This is a genomic window from Yersinia pekkanenii (assembly GCF_001152565.1).
In the GTDB taxonomy this organism is placed as follows: Bacteria; Pseudomonadota; Gammaproteobacteria; order Enterobacterales; family Enterobacteriaceae; genus Yersinia; species Yersinia pekkanenii.
In genome coordinates, this window is record NZ_CQAZ01000010.1 from 93498 (window position 1) to 117123 (window position 23626).

Sequence of the window (23626 nt, forward strand, 5' to 3'; positions counted from 1 at the left end):
TAAAAACCGTAAAATAAATCACTGCAATATATTACCCAAGAATTTATTAGCGGAGTTTAAATGGAAAACAAAACTATAAAATTCACAATATTACTCATGGAATTGTACGTATCAACTGTTTTAGCTGATAAAGCACAAGTCTGCTTCTTTGAAGATGATAGATACCACGGTAACTATTTTTGTGTCATAGCGGGCAAAAGTGAAATAAATATATCTCCAAGCATGAATGATAAAATATCATCAATAAAGGTACCCTTTGGCATGGAGGTCATCGTATATAAAGATAATAATTTCTCAGGAACTGAAACCAAGCTAACTGATAATATAGACAAAGAAGAGTTAACCAAGCTAAACCTTCATGATGAAATTAGTTCTTTCAAGGTTACGCCTGCAAGTTGTTTTTATTCACTGTCTGATTTTAGCGGTGAGTCTATTTGCTTATCGACGGGGAAAAGCTTAGATATTTATAATGAAAATAAAAATAGAATTTTGCAAAGGAGACCGGTACTTCCCGTATTAAATGACAATATAGATTCTATAGAAATTCCTGAAAAAACACAGGTAAAAATATACTCGAATGATAGCTTTAAAAATGAGTCTTACGAACTCATTGAGAGTATAAATTATGATGATCTTCTCAGTATAGGAATGAATGAAAGGATCAGTAGTATAAGAACACGCGAGTGGGCTGGCCTGAGCTGTAATTTAGACTGTGTTATCTTAGATAAACACAATCTCGACCTGGCAGAGATTTTTTCTGAAAGCTGGCATGATAGCCATCTTCCAAACAAACAGCTACTTCTCAGTTTTAATAAAAATGGCCATAGGGAAAATTTTGATATTAACATATCAAAAAACATAAGAGTATCGAAAGAAAAAAATGTAATAATCATCAACAATACAGATACAAACAGTGCTTTCCTATTTTATTCAAGTTACATAGCAGATACATTTTCTTTATTACTGCAAATAAAAGACTATCAACTTCAAATCATGTATCTAGAAACACTGAAAAATAAACTCATTAAATCATCTCCACTAATTTCATATGAATTTGATTTTGAAGAAAATAATTTATTAAAAATTAAAAACCTAAAGAATCAACAGCCATTAATTATGAAAAAAGCCGTTGCCATCGCCGACAATGGTCAGCGCTGGTCTAAACGAGATGGATTAGGCCAACTATTTTGTTGGTCAAACCCGCTGTTTAATGTGTATAATTATATTATACAAGGCCGCTGCAACCAGTTAGATAATATAGTCTATAATATTACTAAATACTTACAGGAAAATTATACTGGCAAATCATTACATATTGCAGGTGAAGCGTCCCCCCTTTCCCCAGTAGATATTTCTGAGGTACAGCAAGATACTGATTCCAAACTCACACTTACCTATATTAATAGTAGTCTCAATAAACACTCTATCTCTTTACCCGCTACAGCCAAAGCATGTCGAGTTTCTCTGTATCCACTGCTATCAGTACGACAAATTAGGCAGATACGTCCATCTTGTGTTACATGGACATTGGATGTACTAACTGATTTTACATTACTTTTTGGCCATAATCTTGACAGATGGAATAGTGATTACTTTGGGCAAGTTATTGAATCTATAATTAAAAATGGCAATACGGGCAGTGACATAACAGACATGGAAGTTGAAAAACGTTTCATTAATAGTGTTAAGATTCAATTATTTCACCAAGAGCCGTCAGCAGTTAATGAACATTTAAAATCAGCATTTGATTATGCCCAACTAAGCTATACCAATTATATAACCCGCAATGATAGTGAATCAGCTACGCTAGCTCCACAGGCTGTAGAGCAACTGCAACTGGGTATCTATGAATTAGATCTTATAAATTATATACACCAGGAAACAATACCTCGAATTTATGAACAAGGTCACTGGGTTCTGCATCCTGAATTAACATTTGAAGTAGAGATTTTTGAAATACCGATCACAACTGAAGAGCACTCAGGAACAGAGTCAACAACAGTTCCACGGCAAAATGAAGGTCTGCGTCAAAACATCATGCGTGTTGCCAGCCAATGGACAGAACAATATGAATCCAGTCAAATTCCTGCTGAGTCAAGTACTGAAACAATAGATAAATACAATAAGCTTGTGCATGCTGGACGGGTTGTTACCGGGATAATTCAACGACGATTACAGATTCGTCGTGGAGGAGAGATCTTTGTTGTTGTAAAATTACTCGGTGAAGTAATTACAATAGCACTCGCTGATAGCTTTCTCAGTGGGCATGATATTGAACTTGTGGCTACCGCTACCAATCCGCGGTATGTGCTGACACCTGATGCAGATAATACAGTCAGAGAAGGTGGGACTGTCGCAACCCGATATTTAGCCAATTATTTAAAACAAAAAGGAGCCAGAGCTCTCATTGCTGAAGTTATTTCACATCCATCAGCACGCGTGAAACAAAAAGTGGGGTTTAATTTTAAAGAGGAGTTTTGACCTATAGTAATATAATAAAACCACAAAAAACAGTATGTAATGAAATTTATAATATCATTAAAAAACACTATACAAAACATGAGTCATTGTATTTAAAATAGCCAAGAGGGAATATGGGAAAGGTAAATATCAAGCTGGCAATATTTCTTACACCAATAATTTTCGGATGCCAATCACATAACAATGATGAACAATCTCAAAAAAATAAAGTAAAACAAATAACTGCATTGACCTCTGGAATACGTTATCTAAATGAAATATGTGGTATGGAAAACTTACCAGATGAAAATAAAATAATTAAAAAGGCAATAGAAATAATGGGAAGTAATGAAATAGATAAGTCACAGCATAAAAATGCGTCACTTTCGGAACTGACTGAAATAAGATATAAAAAACTGAGATCTGACGGTATAGATAATAATTATAAATGCAAGGAACTGAGTCAGATTTTAAATATATTTATAGTGAAAGTAGATTAGTAATATACTCGCCCATAAACAGATAACCCCCTCCAGCCAAAGCAATGTACGGGCCAAAGGCAATGTATCTTATCTCCTTTTTAGATAAACGAGAAATAGCGATGGAGATAATGATACCCAAACTAGAAGATAGCAATATCAATATCGGTATTGCAGATACACCAAACCAAGCGCCCAGGGCTGCCATTAACTTAAAATCACCCTGCCCCATTCCCTCAATACCCTTGATGAATTTAAACAACCAAGAAGGTAGCCAAAGAAAAATATAACCGACGGTAGCACCTAGCACAGCAAAAGATAAAGAACAAAAGGTATGGTTTATATTAATGATCAGACCTAGCCATAACAATGGTAATGTAATGCAATCAGGGAGAAGATAGCAATCAAGATCAATAAAAGATAATGTAATTAGCGACCAAATTAAAAAAAGACTAATAACTGCTAAATAATCACTTTTAGAACAAAGCACAACTATCAGAGTTAAAAAAGCAGTCAATAGCTCTACAATTAAATAGCGAGGGTTAATCTTTTTATTACAACATTTTGTTATGCCTCGTAAAAATAACCAACCAAAAATGGGTATATTGTATTTTACCGGTAAAGGACTATAACAACCTGGACAAAATGACTTGGGTAAACATAAATTAAATTTATTTTTAAATATATCATTTACAGCACAAGGACTACTGACAGTGTTTTTCAATACTGACCTGGAAAGCATAATAGGCAGGCGGTAAATAATAACATTCAAAAAACTCCCCACACAAACACCGATAACAATATAAATAAAAACAGATAGATACATCATTATTTTACTCTATCCTCTTAGCCAGTTTATTGAGTGAAATAATAGCCCCAATAATATAATCACCATTTTCATTGACTTTTTTATGTATTTTTACATGACTAACCTCAACTTTTTCATAGTAATAAAGAATTAGTAATAAATTCAACACATCAGACAGTTGTGCATTATCAATATTTATTGACAGGGAATTATGTTCCAATAAGGAAACCTGATATGTAATACCTTCCTTATCGAGAATATCAACTATATGTGTATAAAACATATTACTAGAATAATTAACATACTGTGAAATGTTATTTTTTTTCATTTTAAGATCCTTAGCCACAGAAGAATAATACACAATATCACTCTTTAATGAGTGATATTTTTTTGATAAATTTTTACTTTCCCATGACAAGATAACAATATAGAAAATAATAATTATTAATATGAAAAAAGGAAGGGTAAGTTTAGGTATTCTAACAAAGTAGACACCAGGGATAAGTTTCCAACTCATGGTATAAATTTAAAAACAATATCGTGTGTCCCATCATCATTAGAGGATATAGATATATTAAAACGCTTAAGTTTCTCATCTCCCCCCTCTAACACTTTATCTTTAACTCCGCTGCCTATAGTTACTGTATTAAAGGAAATGGTCTGCTGATCTCGCTCAAAATAGATATTATTTACATCAATATCCATATCCATATCCATATCCATATCCATATCACTAAAAATATGGCCTGATGAATACAACAAACTAAAAAAATCAGGCTCAAGTGATTTTACATTATAATTAGAAACATATTCAATAAAATCACTTTCTTTATTTAAATGATCTTTATTTTCGGGGGCAAAGTTATTATAGAATCCTTGCGACACATGATTTAACACATCAATATCCTTTTCTATTTTATATTTATCAAACAAATAATTCAAACATATTACAGTAGATAATATCAGACAAAGACAGATGACTCTGAAAATATAATTGTTATCAACTAGAATGACCTTATGGTGATTATACTTACCACTAAGAAAATTGACATCACTACCTTCAATGTTTTTAGCCATAATTCGAAGTACTTCGCAATATTTTGTGGTTGGCCATGGCCAACTTATCTTTTTATTATTAGAAGAAATAAATGTATTCATAGAAGATGAAAAAAAACCTGATGAATATATTTTTTCTAATATATTCTCACTAACAGAAAAGCCAGACATTTCATTTTTTCTGATTAACCATTCGTTATTAAGTTTGAATGCAGACCATTTTCCATCGCTAAAAGGTAGTGTTAATACATCGGGCATCATAACTTCCGCGTAAATATTAGCCCTCGTTAACCACCCTAGCCAAAGGTTCATCAACTCGCATTCAACAGCGGCTATGTAGCAAAAATCACCATCGCATTTCAAATTAATGATGTGGAAATTATCAATATTACCAAAAATTGTCTTCTCAATTAAGAATTCAATGGTTTTAATATTCTTTTTTATCTTTATATTTTTGACATCAAGTCTACGAAAAATAATATGGTTTGCTGATACCAATACTTTAACCTTGTAATTAAAGTATATTGAAATATTTTTTAGTTCCGTATGATTTTCTAGCTTACCATATTTACTATTATTACCATCATGCATTATCATATACCAGTAAATAGGGTCACTTACATAACTTCCCAGTCGAATGAGAAGCATTCCTTGAGAGACATCCCTATTCATTATATTTATCATTAATTTCATACCTCCGTCGTAGTACAGTAACTTTTTTCTGTTTAATATGAAAATAAGTCGTCAATTGATAATACGCATCTTTATTTTTCAACCAAAGTACTGATGAAATAAAATATTCATCTAGCGAAAACCTTGACATAACTATTTCTTTTACTTTGCGCACATCACTTATTTCTATAACCGCATTATTTAACATGCAATCAAGGAAAGTGGGTACACTGTCCCAGCCATTATCAGGTTTAGATCGAATAGTTTTGATAATATCTTTTTCATTAATTATATTCATGAACATCGCCTGAACTAGCTTACTATGACCAGTTTCTAACATGTTTATGTTTATTAATAATGAGTTGTCATTTCTAATACAAAGTAATGGCGCTATTTGTAAAAAAAAATCCTTGTCGATATCAGATATCGTATCGATTAACACCTCAAACAAATGGTCTTTTTTTAAAATAAACATTGGATTACTATTTTCTTGGTCATTAACACCCTCACTTAATTTTAGTTTAAAATAATATCTTATTTTTTCTATGACATCATTAAATTCCGGGGTCACAATACTACTTTCACTCAGTAAATTTTTAAAAACCTCCCATGAATATACATTTCCCCCCTCATCACTAATTAGATACTCTTTAAGAGTATTAATATTAAAACAGTTCGTTTTATCAATTAACTTATAATAAAAACCTCTGTTATTTACATTAACTAATTGTGAGTATTCTCGCATCCCTGTAGCTATACTTTCCGAATAGGTATTACTCGGTGGTATTTCAAACATCTCAGCTAACAGTACTGTTTCACTGCCTAATAACAGCCATTTTTCTAATTTTATTTTTTTATTACTTTCTGAAAGAGAATACATTTTAGACCAATGGTAATGCGATGTAGTAACCATTCCACTCATTAACAGTAGAATACAGAGTACTAATAATAAAGCGATCCCTCTCTGCCTCATTAACTTTATCTCAATTTTAGAGTGCCATTATTTAAAAATAATCACTCGCCGCACTATGCCAATGTCTTCCAATTCAATAATCATCTCAATCCCTTGCGGTGGAAAAACATTTTCATTCCATATAGTTAGCCACGTACCCTGGTGATATATACGCATACGGAATGCTATAACACCATTAAGAATTTTTGAAATATTCAATTGTTGTTTATCGCTATTTTCAGATACTACATAAGACAATCTTTCTAAGCTTTTATTTTTCAACCTATAACCAACATTTTTTGATTGATAGTAAAAAGGGAAATCGTCACTAATACTTTCATTACATAATAAATAAAAACCAACACCATCACTTTCCAATAGTTTTGGACCCATATTAAAACAAACCTTAGAGGCATTGGTTAATAATGACTCTGGGTATGTTAATACATTAGAAATATCGTATTCTAGTATACTAATCGCTTTTTGTAATGAATTAATTATGTTGAATTTATTATTAACTGTAGCACTCCCTTTAGCAACAAGCATCAGAGTTTGATAAATAGCCAAGCTCATCACAGTAAAAATAATAACAGCAAGTAACATTTCCAACAAAGTAAAACCATTGAATCTGCGATTACTCATTGATAGCACGATATCCTTCAAGCATAAAATCGGGAGTGGTATTACTTTCTTGGCTGCGAACCTCTACAATAATTTTATTTACGTTTTCATTCTGAAGCTTTATCTCTTTATATTGCCAATACCATACTTTATTCATCATGATTTCCTGCCCTTTTAGCCAATTATCTGTTTGTTTAATTTTTACTAATTTCATTTCAGCTAAAACGTTATCAGCAACCCAGGATGAGACTATTTTATTTTCCAAAACCTTGCTCCATATTAACTTCTCATTAATTACCTTCATAATCCCAATGCCAACAATAGAAAAAATCGCTAATGAAACCATAACTTCCAATAATGAAAAACCCATATAATTACGCAAGTTATCGCCTATTTTTCGGTGTGTAATTTAATATGGCTGCAAAATATCACACTATGTTTTTACTTATCATTAATTTAACCAATTACCAATATCATCCTCAGTTTCCAGAACTCTATCTGGCCCGGCCGAAAATATATCTATTTCTCCATACCTTCCCGGATTATTCATCTGATAAGAACTTCCCCATGGATCTTGTGGTAATCTACGAATATATCCATATTGGGGATAGATTTTGGGGATAGGTAACAATATTGGTTTAATAATCAATGCGTTAATTCCTTGTAACTCTGTGGGATAAGCGCCATTATCCAGTTTATACATCTCTAATGCATTTTCCAGAGAGGCAATATCGCTTAATGTCTTTTGTTTATCCGCTCTATTTTTATTGGACATCAAACTGGGTACGGTTAAACTTGCCAGAAGGCCTAATATAACGATCACCACCATAATTTCTAATAAAGTAAATCCACCTGTTTTAATATTACTCATAAATATCCTTATAAAGCATCACATAATTAAACTATTAACTTGCAATATTGGTTGGAATGTAGCCAAAACAATAAAAAGGATAAATGTAGCCATGAAAACCATGATTATTGGTTCCAATAAGGTTATAAATATATTTATCTGAATAATTAGCTCATCCTCTTGAATAACAGTAGCCTTTTCCAACATGATTTCCAGTTTCCCACTACGCTCACCTGATGAAATTATATGTAATATGATAGGAGGGAACACTCGGCTAAGGGCCAATGAAGAGGTTAGATCACCACCTTCACTAACTAATTTGCTTGAATTTATCAGCTGTTTTTTAATATATAAGTTAGTTAATACAGCATTACTTATTTTCATTGCCTGTATTAAGCTAATACCATTAGACGTTAAAATAGTCAGAGTTCTTAAATAGCGCGATATGTTTAATCTAAAAATTGCTTTTCCTAACATTGGTAATTTCAAATAATGACAATCCAAAAACTCCTTTACACTTTTTATCTTTAAAAATTTAGTCAACCCGACCCAACCTATAATAATTATCGAAATTATCAGGAAGGTGTTATTATTCATACAATGACTTATATTCATTAAAATTCTGGTTGATACTGGGAGTGCATTAATATCGAAAGAAAATTGTTCTATTATGTTTGGAATCACTATAGATAATAGTATAACTATGACACCTATAGATATAAAAATTAAAACGGTAGGGTATATGAGCGCCTGTACTACTTTCTTTTGCAAACGCTGTGTTTGTTCAATATGATCAGCAAGCCGAGACAGCACCATTCCTAAATGACCTGATAACTCACCCGCAGCGATCATCGACCTATATAATGAATTAAAAATCGTCGAAAAATATGATAGCGAATCTGAGAAAGAATAGCCTTCAGTTATTTTCTTCCTAACATCATGAATCACACGATTGATATTGCTTTTCTTGTTTTGTCTCTCAATTATCTCTAGAGACTCATCTAAAGGTATTGCCGCATTGACTAATGTAGACATTTGCCTGGTAACTAATACCAAATCGTTGCTATTAACTATTTTAAAACTCCTTATTATTTTTATGATATTATTTACTTTATGAGTTTTTATTTTTAATATCTTCATTTTCCTTTGGTAAAGAATATGTCTGGCCGCTACAATATTTTCAGCATTAACATTTCCTGTTACTTTAATCCCATGATCATTAATAGCTACATATTTAAATACACTCATGCTGATCCTCTAAGCTTATCGTGATGACTTCCTCGATCGTTGTTAAACCAGCGATAACTTTATCTATACCATCTTGTTCAATGCTACGTATCTTCCCTTGAGCCAACTTGCCTAAATAGAATTCGCTATCTCCTTTATAAATCCCTTCTCGCAGTTGATTATCTACTATCAGGAGCTCATGTAATGCTATTCTACCGCGGTAACCTGTGGCATTGCATTGACTACACCCCATAGCGGAGTATCCATATTTTTTCGCCACCATCTGATAATGAGCACCTAGATTTTGTAGTGCCTCAGGTGTCAATAAATAGGTCTGTCGGCACTCAATGCATAATTTTCTAACCAAGCGCTGAGACAAAACAGCCAATAATGAACTTGATAACATAAATGGTTCAACCCCCATATCTTTGAGCCTGGTGACTGCACCTACAGCACTGTTAGCATGTAATGTTGATAAAACTAAGTGGCCAGTTAACGAGGCTTGCACTGCTATTTGGGCTGTTTCCACATCCCGTATTTCACCAATAAGAATGACATCTGGATCTTGTCTCAGTATTGCTCTTAAGCTACGGGCGAAAGTCATCCCAATCTTTGAATTTACCTGTGTCTGAGAAATCCCATCTATATCAAATTCAATAGGATCCTCTACCGTCATAATATTACGTTTATGCGAGTCGATTCCCATTAAGGCCGCGTAGAGCGTTGTGCTTTTTCCTGCTCCGGTAGGGCCGACAATCAAGACGATGCCGTGTGGCTTAAGCACGAGTGTTTTCATTGAGCTACAATTTGTTTGTGACATTCCTAAAGATTGTAGATCTAATTTAATGCTACTCTTATCCAGCAGACGCATAACTACACGCTCACCATGATTTGACGGTAGAACCGAAACCCGTACATCTAAAGCCCGCCCTGCTAAATTCAACGTAATTCGACCATCCTGTGGAATACGTTTTTCTGCAATATCTAGTTTAGCCATAACCTTAATGCGTGAAATCAATAATAACGCCACACTGCGTTGCAACTCTAGTATATTCCGTAATACACCATCAATACGAAATCTTATAATCAGTTTTTTATCAAACGATTCTATATGAATATCTGAAGCCAACTCTTTAATTGCTTCAGCTAAAACTGTATTAATCAATCTAATTACTGGGGCCTCATTATCAGTGTCTAATAAGTCCTCATCACTCGGTAATTCACCTGTAAATTGATAAACAGCCATTTCATTACTTATGGCATTCATTATTTTATATGATTGTGTTGAACTATTCTGGTATACAGTAGATAGGTTATTATCAAACTCATCATCAGTAACAAAATCAATTCCCACTGGTTGATTAGCTATTCTATTGCCTTCAAGTATTGCTTCAAGAGAAGCTGAATAACGGCAAATAATTCGATAGCCAGAATCTGCTGGTAATAAAATAACACCATTATCTCTTGACCAGCTAAAAGTTAAGGGTAGTGACTCATTTCCATCTTGAATCATAATTTTATCCCTACTGCATTATAAAAACTCATCACATCTTTTTTAATATTATTAAATTCATCATAATTAATTGTGTTCACCATCACTTCATGTGAGAATTCATTAAATCCACCGATGACCTCTTTACTTATATTGCTTTTATTATACTCAGTGTACTTCTCTGCTGTTGCTAAGCTATATTCATCGGTATCCCTGAGTATTGTTGGCTTAATAAATAAAATCAGATTACTTCTTTCAATTTTCTCCTTACTTTGCCTGAATAAACCACCTATAAATGGTATACTTCCTAATATCGGAACTTTATTTATTGTTTTATTCACTTTCTTATCTAATAATCCACCAACAACAACGGTTTCACCACTTTTTACCAATACTGCATTATTAACAACTCTTTTGTTAAAAACTGAACCTAAGCTATTGGCATTAACATCAGAAGCCTCCGCAACACTTGATACCTCCTGCCTTATTTCAAGCAGAACTGAATCCCCTTGATTTATCTGTGGTTTTACTTTCAGCATGACACCAATATTTTGCCTTGATATAGCGTTATATACCTTATCTGTAGCCGTTGTTTGCGTCGATGTCAGTACTGGAACCTCCTGACCCACATTGAATTCAGCTTCCATATTATCCAAGGTGACAATACTTGGTGTGGCAAGAATATTATTATTTGAATTGGTAGCCAGTGCAGTAAATAGGCCACTCCAATTCCCTTTATAAAAACCAGTGGTTAATCCCGCGATAACCATGGGCAAAGACTGCCCACTACTGTCTCTTGCACTGCCTGAATTCTGGAGAAAATTGACTCCGCCATAGGTGCTATTAGCCCATTGAATACCAAGATTCAGCCCTTCACCATTTTGAGTTTCAACAATGATGGCCTCAACTAATACCTGGGCACGTCTAACATCCAATTTTTCAATAACCTGTCCGAGTTCTTTCATCATCTTTGGATCTGCTGTAATAACTAAAGCATTAGTCTGGTCATATGCTTTAATAGCAACATTTCTATTCTGATTTTTACTCGATAGATTTATCTTTTTGTCACTAGATTTCCCCTGACTTACTCCATTTAGCACATCCAATAGCTTTGATGCTTGGGCATATTTCATATAAATAACTTTCGTTGTGCCATCGCTATTTTCTTGATAGTCAAGATTCTTTATCATTTTTATGGCTTTTTCTCTAATGTGGCTATCACCGCTTATTAATACTGAGTTGGTTCTATCATCAGCAATAATTTTCCCTGTATTAAATGACTCTTGTTTGCCAGAATTTATTGGATTTATCACTTCACTTACCAGTTTCGTCACATTACTTGCAACTGCATGGCTCAGTTTATAGCGTTCAATATCTGTATCTCCGGCTTGGTCTAATATATTTACAATTGAATATAAGCGATTAACCACAGCAGCACGCCCCGTAATTAATATAATATTTGACGGTTCATAATGGATAATACTTCCGAATTCAGAATTATCATTTAACTGCCGTAGTAATGGAGCCAGGTTCTTAGCTGAAATATATTTAAGAGTAAATATTCTATTGATAAACTCATCACCATTAGTTTCTTCAGAATTCTTTAATATAGGAATAACTGAACCTTTAGCACGCTTCGATGGTATTACCTTTAAGATATTGTTGGGCATTTCTACCACTGTATATCCATAAACATCCAGGACATTAAGGAAAAACTGATAGTATTTATCTTCATCCAATAACTCATAACTCCGGACACTGACTAAACCCTTAACTTTAGGATCTATTATTATAGTTTTATTTATATTCTTACTGACTGTATTGATAAACTCTTTTATATCTGCATCGATGAAGGAGACTGAGAAAGTAGCACTATTTACCTCTATGGAAAAAAATATAATTAATGTTATTATTTTTACTTTTATTAACCTTACAATGGTGCATTTTAAAATAAACTTAGTCAGCCTGAGATAAAAACCCCATGTATAAATATTGCAGTACATAGATACTCCCCTTCCGTCATAATTCAGGGTGTGTTTATCATTATATATTCAATGAGTAATAAGACTCGTTTTCATTGATTATGATCCTATCTATAAGTATTTTAATTATAGTAACAGCACTCTTATTTACCGCTACTCTATCGTTAATAAAATATGTTTTCTGCATCCCATCAAATTCCAGTATTACGATAGATTTAGATTCTCCCGCATGTTTAAGCACTCCAACCAGTTTCAATTTCCCGGTATAAATCGGCGCATTAATAACATCGTTAATAGTTTTAATTTTTTTATTTATTTGGTTATCGCTGGTTTTTTCTCTAAAAATAATAAACTGTTTTATTTCCTCTATCATTTTAATTCTATCATTTAAACTGTCATCATCTCCGCTGTAACCTTCATATAATATTGGAATAGGCGCTTCCGACTTATTTACCATTGAATAAAATGCAATATAGAGTTGATATAGAATCAATGAAGTTATAAATAATAATAGTAAATCTTTTTTACTATTCATCAATTTTCGGCAGGGTGTTATTATTATCCTATTAAACAATGATAACACCCTTACCTCTCATTCATAATGAAAAATTATTGCCTATTCTTAATAACCAACAAATCTATCACCCATCGTATTTGACACCATGGAGTTCAATATTCCAGAATCAAGCCTAAGACCATATCTGTTTATAGTTTTAACAATGCCATCGGGTATGCCTGCACTTTTTAAATGCGCTCTAAATTTATGTACCAACTGGTGATAGTTATTATCAGAGATACTTTTATGGTTTTCATACCATACAACCTTGATAATATCTTGCTTACGGTTTACATCATTAAATAAACACATGACCAATCTCTTTTGCTTTTCATTAATATCAATAGTCAGTTTTTTAGTATGAAAATGAATCTTATTCATACAGCAATCCAGTGATATCTCTTTTTCATAATCAATCACCCCTTTTCCATTAATATCAATAAACTTGCTACCGGAAACAACAGAGACTGTATCAACATACATAAAAAACCCCTTAAATACATTCACTCAGTTAATAACAACCAATCACACTATTAATGTGATAAGAGAATAAGTGATTATTATTGATTTCATTTGATGAATAAACAAATTAAATTATATATTTTAATTATATTTAACAACTAATTTATGCATAAAACACTATCATTAATAAATAAAATGACCCGATCATAATTAGTCAAGATAATAGCAACGCGTAATGTTTTATTTAAATACATAACATACAATAATAACTATAAATCCATATCATTAACATTCTTATTTTGAATGTTTAAGGCTTATTTCATTAATTTAGAAAGTCATATGTAATCACTGAGGTTAAAATACAATAATGATGAAAAAATTCAAGGGATAAATATTATTTAATAATATCGACTCAAGTTATTCACTAAAGAAACAAAATAATAACATATATATGTACTATCTTTACAGTTATCCATAGCTTAATTTTATTAGTTTATATAAACCATATAGTACACCGCTAAATTTTAATCATCATAGACATATAGACTCTATTTGTGACAAACATATTACAACGCTGCCTTTACTCATATAACCACAAATATCATCTTCCGCCAAGGATCGGCGAGCAATAAAAAAAATAAAAGGCAGGTTAATTTAACAGTATCGGAGGAAGTCATCGTGGATATTCCCCTCGGTATTACTCAAGGGGAGGGGAATAGGATAAAACTGTAGGTGTTACATAAAGAACTCGACTACACCATCATTTAGATTGTACATACTACCCACTATTTTTACTTTCCCTTCTTGTTCTAGATTTCTGATTATTTCACTATTTTTACGTATCTCATCAATAGTGTGCTTCACATTATTTTTCGCTACTGCATCGACATATTTTTCATTTTTACTGCTTTTTTCACCATCAAATTGGGTCGACTCGATTGCTGGCTTAATTTTATTGAGAAGGCCAGTTAGATTTCCAAGTTCAACGTTATCGATCGCACCTTGAATTGCACCACAAGCTGTATGCCCCATCACTAAGATAACTTTAGCGCCCGCAGCCGCACAAGCAAACTCCAGGCTACCTAATAAATCATCATTAGCGATGTTACCTGCAATTCTGGCATTGAATGTTTCACCGATGCCTGTATCCAAAATAATTTCTGCTGGGGCGCGGGAATCAATACAACTCAAAATGACAGCTGCGGGGAACTGCCCTTCTGCACTGCCACGTTTTTGTGCAAGATAATCGTGCTGTTGCATGTTACCGGAAACAAACCGTTTATTACCCTGTTGTAAACTTTCAACTATTTGAGCTGGCGTTAAATTATTTCGTTCTTCTTTGGTCAGAGCGGCGGCATACGATATTTGAGGTAAGCCTAGCCCAATCCCCCCGATGACACTCGCAGCGGTGATACCCAATGCGGCTTTTAGCACGTTCCGTCGGCTATTCGGGTGATTATCTTCTGAACAACAACCAGTTATTTTACTCATACTATCTCCTTGAAACTATTGTTGCCATCTTTGATACTGCATTATTAGTCAGCAGCCTACTAAATGTAGTACATACCACTCGTGTTACGCGACTACCAAGAGATTAATTATTAAATAATCAGCCTATTCTCGATTTTATTATGATTAATGCGACAAACTGCTATCGAGATCCTGGTGATGATCCCGCCTCGGTGACCCTTTAAGGTTGTTATAGCCAGAGCATGGGGAGAAACACCTGTTTTAGGGCAATTTCCTGAGCCGGTGCAGTTGAACGGTGAAACAGTGATATATACTCTTTATTATCAATCAGTTAATATTTTTAATAAACAGAGTCTGTCATAGACAGTCTCTGAGTCGGGTTGGCCTGCATAAGCACCAACCCGTCGCGATAATATTAAGATGTTTGCAAAAAACGATCGAGCTGCCTGCGCAGTAGATCGTTTTCTTTTTTTAGCTGCTCAATTCTTTCAAGCAGCGTCAAGGTCATCGCGACCCCAGACCAGTCCAGATCCAACTCATTTTGCAGGCGCTGAGCGCGTTTAAGGCAGCTCAAGGCATCGGCGTCAAAAATCCAGACGGTATCTGAGGGGTCTAACGGCACAATCACACCCAGCCCGACGACCTCGACAAGTTCATCCTGCATAATGCCCGTTGACTGACATAATTCAGTCACCGTGTAGGTAATTTCTATTTCAGCCATAATCTGTTACTCCCACCCGGTCCGAGGATTAAATGACGCCTGCTCTGACAGTTGTTGCCAAAGTGCCCGCATTTTCTCATCCGGTTTCGGCGGCATAACCACTTTGAGAATTGCGTACAGATCGCCAGTCCCTTTCTTGCTGACCAGACCCTTACCTTTGATACGCAATCGCTGACCACTTTGGCTACCCGCCGGGATCGTTAAGGCAATTTTTCCCGTCAGTGTCGGTATCTCAACACTGGCACCCAATGCCGCTTCCCATGGGGCTAACGGCACCACTATTTGTAAGTTCTGACCATCAACATCAAACAACGGATGCGGCGCAAGACGAATAATCAGGAATAAATCGCCGTTGGCACCACCAGCAAAACCAGGGGCTCCCTGCCCTTTAAGACGAATACGTTCACCGTCCCTCACCCCCGCAGGAATTTTTACCTTCAGCGTTTTTGATGTCTCAGCCCCCGGATACCCCGAAGCATCAATGGTCGGTATCTTGTAAGAAATTGAGCGTGACTGTTCTGCTAAGGTTTCGTCTAAAAAGACGGGTAACTCCATCTCAAGATCCTGGCCACGTACACCCCGAGACTCCCGATGAGTTGAATGATGAGTCGAAGAGCCACGGTTAGCAAAGAAGGATTCGAAGAAATCCGAGAAGTCCTGAGAGCCACCACCCGCACTGTTGTGCCATTGTTGACCACCTGAATTATAGGCGGCCTGTTGCTGCGCAAAACGGGGGTCATTGCGATGCAGCCTTAACTCGTCGTATTCGGCGCGACGTTCAGGATCTTTTAATACTTCGTAAGCCTCGGCTACCTCCTTAAACTGACGTTCAGCATCGGGTTCAGAGCTGACATCAGGGTGGTATTTGCGCGCCAACTTACGATAAGCTGTTTTAATCTCTTTTAGGGAGGCTGTTGGTTCTACTCCCATCACCGCATAATAGTCTTTAAATTCCATGTGGTAATATCCTTACATTCAATATTTGATTAGGTATATCCCCATCAGACTTAGATAAAACCTATTTATGTCTATTCCCGATTTTTTTCAACCCCATCCAGCGGGTAACCTTAACTGTAAACTATAGCGGTAACTGCCTACTTGTGGGTGATCGGTCTCTATTTTCGTAAAACTATTCTGACATCGTATAAGCGTTACAAATCATATAATTGATCCGCGGGCTTATTCGCTGTAGGCATCGCTCTTTTCTGATTAATTTGTTTCACCGAGGAACGGATCACTAGCTTCCCCTGTAATAAGGTATTACTGAAGGGAGCATCTGGGCGTAATAAGCGCCGTTGTAATAACTGAATAGCCTCTGCCCCTAACTCGTCACGAGGCACATGCACCGCAGTCAGCGGAACGTCATGAATATCGGCCAGATTAAAACCGTCCATACTCATTACGGATACTCTATCAGGTACACTTATTCTCAATTTATTCAGCGCATTAACCGCACCAGCTGCCATATAATCGCCGCCTGCCAAAATCGCCGTCGGCAGTTGGCTCTTATCCTCACAGACGATGAAAACTGCGGTTATCGCCTGCTCGGCTTCTTTCGCACCAAAGCCATGAGTGATTACCAGATGTTGGTTATCATCAAAACTCATATTATTGCTGGCGAAGGCCTCTTTAATCCCCACCAACCGTAGCTCCATGGTGTTACGGCGTAGACATTGTAGGGTCAGAATACGCCGATGCCCCTGTTGGATCAGGTAGTTAGTAGAAAACTCACCAATCAATTGATGGTCAGGTGATACGCTATCCAGTGACATTTCTTTATCACGGCAATTGATTAAAACCGATGGCTTATTCACTCCAGCCGCTAATGCATGAATACGCGGATCATCGATACCAATAATGATTGCCGCCTCGGTTTGGGGATTGGTCATTTTCTCCAGGAACAACGAAATATCACTGTGGGTTTCAGATAACCCACAGTAACGGATCATGACTTCATGTTGGCTAACCGCTTCGGTAATACCCTGAATGACTTTGTAGTAAAAAATATCGGTACGAACATCAAAGGCCCGATGTGGGGCAAATACCATAATGTTATTTAGCATCAGCCGCCCACTGGACAAATTCTGCAAAATTCCCTGCGATTGTGCATATGCCATTACCTGCTGTTTCGCTTTCACACTGGTATTGGCTTTACCCGCTAATACTCTCGATACCGTGCTAATTGAAAGACCGGTTTGATTGGCTATTTCTTGTATTTTTAGCTTTCCATTCATTTTGTGATCTCTCTCAAATTAGCAGATGAAAAAATTTTCATGGTGGGCAAATGGCTTATTTAGGCTATTACCTAATATAAAGGCTGAAATATCACTCAGCCCATGAAAATCCTTTCAAAAAAACGCGTATTAAAGCCAATTTAAGCTAGTTACCTTATTTTGGTAAACCAATTTTAAAAATATATCAGTCCGATTATCTTAGGGTAAAATATAAAAAACCAGATATATCAATTGAATGGATTTTATTTGTTGATTTCATTGTGATGGGCGTCACATTAAAACTCAGCATAATCTTAATCATCAAAAATGGATCATACCAAAACAATAAGTTGGTTCGGCTAATTTGTTACCGACTAACATCAGGAGGCAGGGATGAGTGTTGAGATTAATCAATCCGCTAAGGTTATCGGGCGGCGAAAAGTAAAGTCACTGCGCTGGTGGATGCTGGCACTATTTCTACTTGGGGTCACAGTTAACTATATTACCCGTAACTCTCTGGGTATCCTCGCCCCCGAGCTAAAGACCAGCCTGAATATGACCACGGAACAATATTCATGGATAGTGGCATCTTTTCAATTGGCCTACACCGTTTTTCAGCCACTCTGTGGTTGGTTGATCGATGTCATCGGTTTAAAGATGGGATTCCTGGTCTGCGCCAGTGTCTGGGCGGTGGTATGCATGATGCACGCTGGGGCTGGTACCTGGTTCCAACTGGCAGTGTTGCGCTTCTTTATGGGCAGTGCCGAGGCTGCGGCAACACCGGCAAATGCCAAAGCGATTTCTGATTGGTTCCCGAAAAAAGAACGTCCCATTGCGGCGGGTTGGGCAGGAGTCGGTTTCTCTATTGGTGCGATGTTAGCGCCACCGATTATCGTACTGGCACATGTGGCTCTGGGCTGGCAAGGCGCATTTTTATTCTCCGGTGCATTGGCCATGATTTGGGTTCTGTTATGGTGGCGTTTTTACCATTCACCGGATACGCATCCAAATCTGAGCAAAGAAGAGTTTGAACTGATTCATCAAGACAATGAACCTGTACTCCCTCGTCTGCCTTTCCTTAAATCGTTAGCTATTTTAAGCAAGAATAAGAAATTTTACGGTATCGCTATCCCCGCTTTTCTGGCAGAACCGGCATGGGCAGTATTCAGTTTCTGGGTACCACTTTATCTGGCAACCGAGCGGGGCATGGATCTGAAGCAGATCGCCATGTTCGCCTGGCTCCCTTTCCTCGCCGCAGATATCGGTAGCGTCGCTAGTGGCTATTTGACCAAGCTCTATCAGAAGTGGTTCGGTTGCAGCCGTGTCAATTCCGTAGTTGCCAGTTCGGTAACCGGCGCATTTATGATGATTTCACTGGCATTTGTTGCCATCACCAAAGACCCTTATCTGGCAATTGCTTTAATCTCCATCGGCGGCTTCGGGCATCAGGTTATTTCCTGCATGCTTAGTGCATTAGTGGTCGACTCTTTTGATAAAAACCAAGTGGCTACCGTCAATGGTCTACGTGGTTCTTCCGCCTGGATTGCCAGTTTTATGTTTACCTTATTAATTGGCGCGGTTTCCGACACCATCGGCTTTAACCCGCTGTTTATTGCCATGGGTTTTTTCGATCTAATTGGTGCTGTGTTCCTGATTGCACTGTTTGCTGAGCGCCGCAACAAAACCCAACCGGCCGCCTGATGCTATTCCTTTTAAGAGATAAGCTGTGATGAAAACATTAAAAAACTGGCAGTTAATAAATGAATTTCCCGACCATCTGGAATTACTGGTTGATGACCGTCATATATTTTGTCTGTATGTATTAGAGCCTAACCTATGTCGGGTGCTGATTAAACGCAATGGCGAGCTGGCATTAAACCGCACCTGGAGTATTGCCCCACAGGGGGATGTTCCGTGGTCGGGGCGCGATCGCTTAAGCCTGACCGGTTTTTCCATTCCGGGGTATCAATTGGAGCGGCAGGAGCAACAGTTGAGAGTCACCACTGAATGCCTACGAGTAACCATTCACCAACCTCTATATCTGGAATGGGAATATAAAAATCAACAGGGCGAATGGCAACCATTGGCAGCGGACCGGCCGACCAGCGCTTATTTACTCAGCCCACAAGGAGAAGCGATTGCTCACTATCAGCGACGTTATCCCAATGAGCAATATTATGGGCTGGGCGAAAAAGCCGGTGATCTTAACCGTGCAGGCCGCCGCTTTGAAATGCGCAATTTAGATGCCATGGGCTACAACGCCGCCAGTACTGACCCGCTCTACAAGCATATTCCGTTTACCATCACCCGTCGTGATGATGTCAGTTTTGGTCTGTTTTATGACAACCTAAGCAGTTGCTGGTTGGATTTGGGTAACGAGATAGATAACTACCATCTGGCCTATCGACGCTATCAGGCTGAAGCAGGTGACCTTGATTACTATATATTCCTCGGCCCAAAAGTGTTGGATGTCACTAAAGCCTTTGTCCGCCTGACCGGCAAGACCCAATTTGGCCCAAAATGGAGCCTTGGCTACAGCGGTTCAACCATGCATTACACCGATGCCCCTGATGCACAGCTGCAATTGCAAAAGTTTATTACTTTGTGTCAGCAGCATGATATTCCCTGTGATTCTTTCCAGCTCTCATCTGGTTATACCTCCATCAAGAACAAGCGTTATGTTTTTAACTGGAATTACGACAAAGTGCCGCAACCCAAGGTCATGAGCCATTCATTCCTACAGGCGGGGATCAGGTTGGCGGCCAATATTAAACCTTGTTTGTTACAGGATCATCCTCAATATCAGAATGTTGCAGAAAATGGGTTATTTATCCGTGATGGTGAAACTGGGTTGCCAGAACGATCTTCATTCTGGGACGACGAAGGCTCTCATCTTGATTTCACTAATCCTGCAACCGTGGATTGGTGGCAAGAGAACGTCACTAAACAACTGCTGGAACTGGGGATAGGTTCGACCTGGAATGATAATAATGAATACGAAGTGTGGGATGGTGAAGCACGCTGCTATGGATTCGGCGAATCTATCGCGATCAAACATATCAGGCCAGTAATGCCCTTACTGATGATGCGTGCCTCAATGGAAGCTCAACAAGTATTTGCTCCAGATCTACGCCCATATCTGATATCGCGCTCCGGTTGCGCCGGTATGCAACGCTACGCCCAAACCTGGAGTGGCGACAACCGTACCAGTTGGCAAACACTGCGTTACAACATCCGCATGGGGCTAGGCATGAGCCTGTCCGGGTTATACAACCTGGGTCACGATGTCGGCGGTTTTTCTGGCGATAAACCAGAAGCGGAGCTGTTTATCCGCTGGGTACAAAACGGTGTGATGCATCCACGATTTACTATTCATTCATGGAATGAAGACAACACGGTAAATGAGCCTTGGATGTACCCTGCTGCGACCCCGATGATTCGTGATGCCATGGCGCTACGTTACCGATTATTGCCGTATTTTTACACGCTGCAATGGCAAGCCACTCACGATGATGAGCCGATGTTACGCCCTACTTTCCTCGATCATGAACAGGATAGCCACACGTTTAAAGAAAATGACGACTTTATGCTGGGCCGTGATTTACTGGTCGCGAGCGTGGTGGAATCAGGCCAACGGCAGCGTGAAGTTTATTTACCGGATAATAATATTGGTTGGTATTGTTTTCATACCGGGCAATGGTACAGCGGTGGGCAAACTATCATTTTAGAGGCACCACTGGAGCGCTTGCCATTATTGGTACGGGCCGGTGCCGCGCTGCCGTTGTCACGACGTATTGCCTTTGTTAATGCCAGCCTGGACTCTCAACGCGAACTGGCACTTTATCCGACCAAAGGGGGCGGCCAATCCAGTGGGATACTGTTTGACGATGATGGTGAAAGCCACCGCTGGCAGCAAGGCCATGCATTGTGGTTGAGTTGGCAGGTGACGACCGATAATCACCGCATTGATATCACTTTTGAGCGCACTGGCAGCTATCGACCGGCATGGCATGAATTAACGATTAACCTGCCAACTAATGAACATCGCGAGTTATATATTAACGGTGTCGCCGGTAACCTATTACAATTAAGTCAGTTAATTTAACCAACTGATAGTCAATAAGAAACGGGTTCCATGTCAGAACCTGTTTCTTTTCCATTTATAACCCTGCCTGACTAGCGCCGCTAGTCTTAACGCCCCGGTCAGTGAGCGTACGCTGCACATTGGTAAAAACTGTAGTGATGTGAGGGACGCCCCTTCCTAAGGTTCGGGAGGAAAACAACGATTGTCCTCTGTGACAAAAAACGGCAATCGTAGCCTGAGAACATTAATCATCCATGGCGCACGGTCAGTGATGCGATGTATGAAAAAACGTGATGACGGTGTGGGTCTGTGGCTGAAAAAGCTTGAGGCCCGGCGAGGGTTCCTGAAAACCACAGTGGCGCTGGCCAATAAGTTGACACGGGTTATCTGGCGAATATTAACCGATTGCGTTGATTTTAATATGAATAAGGCTTTTGCAGCGAGTTGATTTAATGCTGCGTTGAAGAAAATATATCTCTCTGAGTTTGCAAGCACTGATGAGAAAACGGCTACCGTCCCTGTAACAGCCTGAAGTTGACCTGGGTAATCAAATACCGGTGTAGTGATAAGGAGACAGGGTTCGGATTACATCATGGCGCAGGTAAATTCACCGACTATGACGCCGGATATATGGTCGCAAACCGTATCGAACCAGTACTTGTAACACCCGGGGCGTCCATATAGGGTCAACAAAATTTGGCTGCGGATTTAGCGTTTTTCCAGAACAATCGTTCTGATTCATTCGGCGTCAAACCACCATTATATTGATGAGGTCTGAGCTGGCTGTAATATCCCGTGATGTAATGCGTTATCGTTATGCTGGCCTCGCTAAAATTCACGTATCCATTATCCGGCACCCACTCCGTTTTCAGGCTTCTAAAAAAACGTTCCATTGGGCTGTTATCCCAGCAATTCCCCCGGCGACTCAGGCTTTGCTTTATCTGATATCGCCACAGTCACTGTCTGAAATTCCTGCTGGTATAGTGGCTACCTTGATCCGAATGATACAGCAAATTAGCGGGTTTTCCTCGCGCTTCCCAGGCCATAGACAGCGCTTTACCTGTCAATGCAGAGTCCGGGAAAAATGACATCGCCCAGCCAACCGGTTTACGGGAAAACAGATCAAGCACAACGGCCAAATAAGCCCAGCGTATTCAGGTGGCCAAATTTAGTGTGCCATTACAAACTCTCAACTGAGTGGCATTATAGGCAATTGAGTATTGAGTTGAATCGAAGGGGATTTCGTACATCTGAACTGCAAGGATTAGTAGAACGTGAAAAATCTTTAATTTTGGATAAGATTTTTAGCACAATGCGCGCGAAAGGGATAAAAAGAGGAGAGATTCTCGATCAACTTTCTTTGCCGTTAGATGAGATAAGTACACTAACTTTCAATAATAATTTCTTTATGGAAGCTATTGAGGGTTCAGGGAACAATGTAACCCTTAAACCTAAAGATACTTTCCTCAAGTTGGTAAAATAAAACATTGATATTTAAGTTGGCGATTCAACATCGCCAAC

At 37.9% G+C, this 23626-nt stretch carries 22 protein-coding genes and 2 pseudogenes; 7 read left to right on the top strand and 17 right to left on the bottom strand.

Features of this window, described 5'->3' with window-relative positions:
• Nucleotides 1–60: 60 nt before the first annotated feature.
• Together AEP37_RS07010 and gspS are read left to right on the top strand one after the other, a co-directional pair.
• Complete coding sequence (locus tag AEP37_RS07010) at nt 61–2481, top strand: peptidase inhibitor family I36 protein (RefSeq protein ID WP_049611833.1); 2421 nt, start codon at nt 61–63, stop codon at nt 2479–2481.
• A gap of 113 nt (nt 2482–2594) precedes the next feature.
• Entirely contained in the window at nt 2595–2960 is a 366-nt protein-coding gene (gene gspS, locus AEP37_RS07015; RefSeq protein WP_049611834.1) for a type II secretion system pilot lipoprotein GspS, read from the top strand.
• Here gspS and AEP37_RS07020 read toward each other — a convergent pair.
• From AEP37_RS07020 to AEP37_RS07095, 16 genes are all read right to left on the bottom strand, one after another.
• Nucleotides 2941–3768 carry a prepilin peptidase gene (locus tag AEP37_RS07020; RefSeq protein WP_049611837.1) on the bottom strand — a complete coding sequence of 276 codons (828 nt, stop codon included), beginning with the start codon at nt 3766–3768 and terminating at the stop codon, nt 2941–2943. The two genes, gspS and AEP37_RS07020, sit on opposite strands and share 20 nt — an antisense overlap.
• 4 nt (nt 3769–3772) lie before the next feature.
• Complete coding sequence (locus AEP37_RS07025) at nt 3773–4075, bottom strand: hypothetical protein (protein WP_049611839.1); 303 nt, start codon at nt 4073–4075, stop codon at nt 3773–3775.
• A gap of 185 nt (nt 4076–4260) precedes the next feature.
• Nucleotides 4261–5496: a type II secretion system protein GspL gene (gspL, locus tag AEP37_RS07030; RefSeq protein WP_082170711.1), complete on the bottom strand. Its 1236-nt coding sequence runs from the start codon at nt 5494–5496 to the stop codon at nt 4261–4263.
• Nucleotides 5468–6388 (bottom strand): type II secretion system protein GspK, encoded by a 921-nt coding sequence (locus AEP37_RS07035; RefSeq protein ID WP_162208240.1) that lies wholly within the window; start codon nt 6386–6388, stop codon nt 5468–5470. Before AEP37_RS07035 ends, gspL begins: the two co-directional genes overlap by 29 nt.
• 87 nt (nt 6389–6475) lie before the next feature.
• Nucleotides 6476–7069 carry a type II secretion system minor pseudopilin GspJ gene (gene gspJ, locus AEP37_RS07040; RefSeq protein WP_049611843.1) on the bottom strand — a complete coding sequence of 198 codons (594 nt, stop codon included), beginning with the start codon at nt 7067–7069 and terminating at the stop codon, nt 6476–6478.
• A complete protein-coding gene (gene gspI / locus AEP37_RS07045) occupies nt 7062–7430 on the bottom strand; it encodes a type II secretion system minor pseudopilin GspI (RefSeq protein WP_235801382.1) in 369 nt (122 codons plus the stop codon). The genes gspJ and gspI overlap by 8 nt, the downstream gene beginning before the upstream one ends.
• Before the next feature lie 69 nt (nt 7431–7499).
• On the bottom strand, nt 7500–7919 hold the full coding sequence (gene gspG, locus AEP37_RS07050; protein WP_049611844.1) for a type II secretion system major pseudopilin GspG: 420 nt from the start codon (nt 7917–7919) through the stop codon (nt 7500–7502).
• A gap of 18 nt (nt 7920–7937) precedes the next feature.
• Nucleotides 7938–9146: a type II secretion system F family protein gene (locus AEP37_RS07055; RefSeq protein WP_049611845.1), complete on the bottom strand. Its 1209-nt coding sequence runs from the start codon at nt 9144–9146 to the stop codon at nt 7938–7940.
• Entirely contained in the window at nt 9133–10638 is a 1506-nt protein-coding gene (gene gspE / locus AEP37_RS07060) for a type II secretion system ATPase GspE (protein ID WP_049611846.1), read from the bottom strand. The genes AEP37_RS07055 and gspE overlap by 14 nt, the downstream gene beginning before the upstream one ends.
• Nucleotides 10635–12620, bottom strand: coding sequence for a type II secretion system secretin GspD (gspD, locus tag AEP37_RS07065; protein ID WP_082170712.1), 1986 nt, complete (start codon nt 12618–12620; stop codon nt 10635–10637). Before gspD ends, gspE begins: the two co-directional genes overlap by 4 nt.
• Nucleotides 12621–12660: 40 nt before the next feature.
• The gene (locus tag AEP37_RS07070; RefSeq protein ID WP_049611848.1) at nt 12661–13134 is read right to left on the bottom strand and encodes a type II secretion system protein N; all 474 of its coding nucleotides are present in this window, start codon (nt 13132–13134) and stop codon (nt 12661–12663) included.
• 87 nt (nt 13135–13221) lie between these two features.
• Nucleotides 13222–13638, bottom strand: coding sequence for a winged helix-turn-helix domain-containing protein (locus AEP37_RS07075; protein ID WP_049611851.1), 417 nt, complete (start codon nt 13636–13638; stop codon nt 13222–13224).
• A 714-nt stretch (nt 13639–14352) separates the two neighbouring features.
• Nucleotides 14353–15108 (bottom strand): carbonic anhydrase, encoded by a 756-nt coding sequence (locus AEP37_RS07080; RefSeq protein WP_049611852.1) that lies wholly within the window; start codon nt 15106–15108, stop codon nt 14353–14355.
• A gap of 394 nt (nt 15109–15502) precedes the next feature.
• A complete protein-coding gene (cbpM, locus tag AEP37_RS07085; RefSeq protein ID WP_049611853.1) occupies nt 15503–15808 on the bottom strand; it encodes a chaperone modulator CbpM in 306 nt (101 codons plus the stop codon).
• Between the two features lie 6 nt (nt 15809–15814).
• On the bottom strand, nt 15815–16765 hold the full coding sequence (cbpA, locus tag AEP37_RS07090) for a curved DNA-binding protein (protein WP_049611854.1): 951 nt from the start codon (nt 16763–16765) through the stop codon (nt 15815–15817).
• Nucleotides 16766–16959: 194 nt separating this feature from the next.
• Nucleotides 16960–18042: a LacI family DNA-binding transcriptional regulator gene (locus AEP37_RS07095; RefSeq protein ID WP_049611856.1), complete on the bottom strand. Its 1083-nt coding sequence runs from the start codon at nt 18040–18042 to the stop codon at nt 16960–16962.
• A 372-nt stretch (nt 18043–18414) separates the two neighbouring features.
• Between AEP37_RS07095 and AEP37_RS07100 the strand changes: the two genes are divergently transcribed.
• From AEP37_RS07100 to AEP37_RS27185, 4 genes and pseudogenes are all read left to right on the top strand, one after another.
• The gene (locus tag AEP37_RS07100) at nt 18415–19722 is read left to right on the top strand and encodes an MFS transporter (RefSeq protein ID WP_049611857.1); all 1308 of its coding nucleotides are present in this window, start codon (nt 18415–18417) and stop codon (nt 19720–19722) included.
• 28 nt (nt 19723–19750) lie between these two features.
• Entirely contained in the window at nt 19751–22126 is a 2376-nt protein-coding gene (locus tag AEP37_RS07105; protein ID WP_049611859.1) for a glycoside hydrolase family 31 protein, read from the top strand.
• A gap of 175 nt (nt 22127–22301) precedes the next feature.
• A pseudogene (locus AEP37_RS28040) lies at nt 22302–22379 on the top strand (hypothetical protein); the annotation flags it as partial.
• A 6-nt stretch (nt 22380–22385) separates the two neighbouring features.
• Complete coding sequence (locus AEP37_RS27185) at nt 22386–22553, top strand: hypothetical protein (RefSeq protein ID WP_235801453.1); 168 nt, start codon at nt 22386–22388, stop codon at nt 22551–22553.
• A gap of 238 nt (nt 22554–22791) precedes the next feature.
• Here AEP37_RS27185 and AEP37_RS24680 read toward each other — a convergent pair.
• Nucleotides 22792–23256 (bottom strand): annotated as a pseudogene (locus AEP37_RS24680) (IS3 family transposase); the annotation flags it as partial.
• On the opposite strand from AEP37_RS24680, the gene AEP37_RS26000 reads away from it, so the two are divergent.
• Complete coding sequence (locus AEP37_RS26000) at nt 23190–23588, top strand: hypothetical protein (protein WP_049611861.1); 399 nt, start codon at nt 23190–23192, stop codon at nt 23586–23588. The pseudogene AEP37_RS24680 and the gene AEP37_RS26000 sit on opposite strands and share 67 nt — an antisense overlap.
• Nucleotides 23589–23626: the final 38 nt, after the last annotated feature.